This is a genomic window from Mycobacterium innocens, from assembly GCF_900566055.1.
Classification (GTDB): Bacteria; Actinomycetota; Actinomycetes; order Mycobacteriales; family Mycobacteriaceae; genus Mycobacterium; species Mycobacterium innocens.
Genome location: NZ_UPHQ01000072.1, coordinates 1 through 2,317, shown reverse-complemented (window position 1 = coordinate 2,317; position 2,317 = coordinate 1). Strand labels below are relative to the sequence as shown.

At 67.3% G+C, this 2,317-nt stretch carries 3 protein-coding genes; 1 reads left to right on the top strand and 2 read right to left on the bottom strand.

Annotated features, from left to right (window positions below; translation table 11 throughout):
- Positions 1-155: 155 nt before the first annotated feature.
- A complete protein-coding gene (gene nusA, locus EET03_RS08740; RefSeq protein WP_023372419.1) occupies positions 156-1,199 on the bottom strand; it encodes a transcription termination factor NusA in 1,044 nt (347 codons plus the stop codon).
- The gene (rimP, locus tag EET03_RS08735; protein ID WP_063471602.1) at positions 1,196-1,729 is read right to left on the bottom strand and encodes a ribosome maturation factor RimP; all 534 of its coding nucleotides are present in this window, start codon (positions 1,727-1,729) and stop codon (positions 1,196-1,198) included. Before rimP ends, nusA begins: the two co-directional genes overlap by 4 nt.
- 229 nt (positions 1,730-1,958) lie before the next feature.
- Between rimP and EET03_RS08730 the strand changes: the two genes are divergently transcribed.
- A partial coding sequence (locus EET03_RS08730) for a hypothetical protein (protein ID WP_075542673.1) occupies positions 1,959-2,317 on the top strand: 359 nt, incomplete at its 3' end.

Sequence of the window (2,317 nt, the reverse complement as noted above, 5' to 3'; positions counted from 1 at the left end):
GATGACCCACCAACCGTGTGAGGTCGCATAAGTCAGCGTGGGCGCTCGGCACTCCTCACAGCACACCGCGCACTCCGGCCAGGTCTTCTAACGCCAGCAACCACCGGCGACAATGCCCCACGCACCACCTATGACTTGACACGACCTACAGCCAGCTAGCGGTCGTGTGCCATTCCGCGGCTGGCACCCTGCTCAGGCTGACCCGCCGGGTGCGCCGGTGAATCGCCGCGGATGTCGATGCGCCATCCGGTGAGCCGCGCGGCCAGCCGCGCGTTCTGCCCCTCCTTACCGATGGCCAGCGACAACTGGAAGTCGGGCACCACCACGCGGGCGGCCCGGGCATTCTGGTCAATCACCGACACCGAGACCACCTTCGCGGGCGACAGCGCGTTGGCCACGAAGCGCGCGGGATCCTCGTCGTAGTCGATGATGTCGATCTTCTCGCCGGACAGTTCGCTCATCACGTTGCGCACCCGCTGGCCCATCGGCCCGATGCAGGCACCTTTGGCATTGAGACCCGGGACGTTCGACCGCACCGCGATCTTGGACCGATGGCCGGCCTCGCGGGCCACCGCAACGATCTCCACCGACCCGTCGGCAATCTCGGGAACTTCCAGCGAGAACAGCTTGCGCACCAGGTTGGGGTGGGTGCGCGACAACGTGATCAGCGGCTCGCGGGCACCACGGCTCACGCCAACCACGTAACAACGCAGCCGGTTGCCGTGTTCGTAACTCTCGCCGGGGACCTGTTCGGCGGCGGGGATCACACCCTCGGAGGCCTTGGTCTCGCTTCCCATCCGGACGACCACCAGACCGCGGGCGTTGGCTCTGCTGTCGCGCTGAATCACACCCGCGACAATCTCACCCTCCCGGGTCGAGAACTCGCCGTATGTGCGCTCGTTCTCGGCGTCGCGGAATCGCTGCAACATCACCTGACGAGCTGTCGTCGCCGCGATGCGGCCGAAACCCTCCGGGGTGTCATCCCATTCGCTGATGAGGTTTCCCTCGTCGTCCAGCTCGCGGGCGATCACCCGGACGACGCCGCTCTTACGGTCGATCTCGATGCGAGCGTCGGTCTGGTGACCCTGGGTGTGCCGGTAGGCGCTGAGCAGCGCGGATTTGATGGTTTCGAGCAATTCGTTGACCGAGATGCCCCGGTCGACCTCAATCGCATGCAGCGCGGCCATGTCGATGTTCATGATTCGGCCTCCGTACCAGCGGCCCCACCCGCCGTCGCCAATTCGAGCTCGGCTCGGGCCGGCGGTGAAAACTCCACTTGGACAACAGCTTTCAGGACATGCGCCAGTGGAATCTGGCGCACCGCCCAGTCCCGGCCCTGCCGGACCACCAGCGCCACGGCGTCACCGGTCAGCTCTCCGACCCGGCCGGTCAGCCGGGATCCGTCGGACAACTCGAGTTCGACCTTGCGACCGCGGGCGCGGCGGAAGTGCTTTTCGCTGGTCAGCGGGCGTTCGACACCGGGCGAGCTGACTTCGAGGACGTACCTGTCGCGGATGGTGTCCAGGCCGTCCAGCAAAGCCGAAGCGGAGCGCGACAGGGCGGCGATGGTGTTCAGGTCGAGTGCGGTGTCGCCATCGGCGACCACCGTGATCCGCGGTGGGTGGGCGCGGGTGTCGATGACCACGTCTTCGATCTCGTAGCCGGCGCACGCAAATGCCCCACCGAGTAGCTCGATCACCTGCGTCTGCGAAGGTAGCCCGGTGGTCACGGCGAGCTCCTCATCTTGAGTTGTCCGGTCATCTGGCGGATTTCGCTGCCAGGGCGGTTCCCCCCCCGGCCCGCCGGCGCCCAATCGTCGGCGATCCACAGGGAACCAGCTACCAACGATACGCCAGGAATCGCCGATACCGCCGTGATCAGGTCGTTGAGGTTTCACCTCCCCGGATCGTGTTCCTCCCTTGTCGTGCCCAGCTCGTTGGTGATGGCAGGATGTTGCTGTGCCCAGAGCAGTACCCGTCGTCAACAGGCGGGGTGTGCTCGCCGGCGGCGCCGCTCTCGCTGCACTCGGGGTGGTCGTGTCCGCCTGCGGCGAGTCCGCCCCCAAACCGCCCGCGGTCGATGAGCTCCTGGCGCCCTTGGAGCAGGCCCGACGCGACAGCGCGCTGGCTTCGGCCGCCGCGGCGGCAATCGGCAATCCACCGCAGGTCGCTGCCGCACTGACGGTGGTGGCCAGCCAACGCGGCGCGCATGCCCGGGCCCTGGCCACCGAGATCGCCCGAGCCGCGGGCAAGCTGGTATCCGCCACCAGCGAAACGAGTAGCTCGAGCGCCAGCCCCAGCCCCACGGGCACCGAACC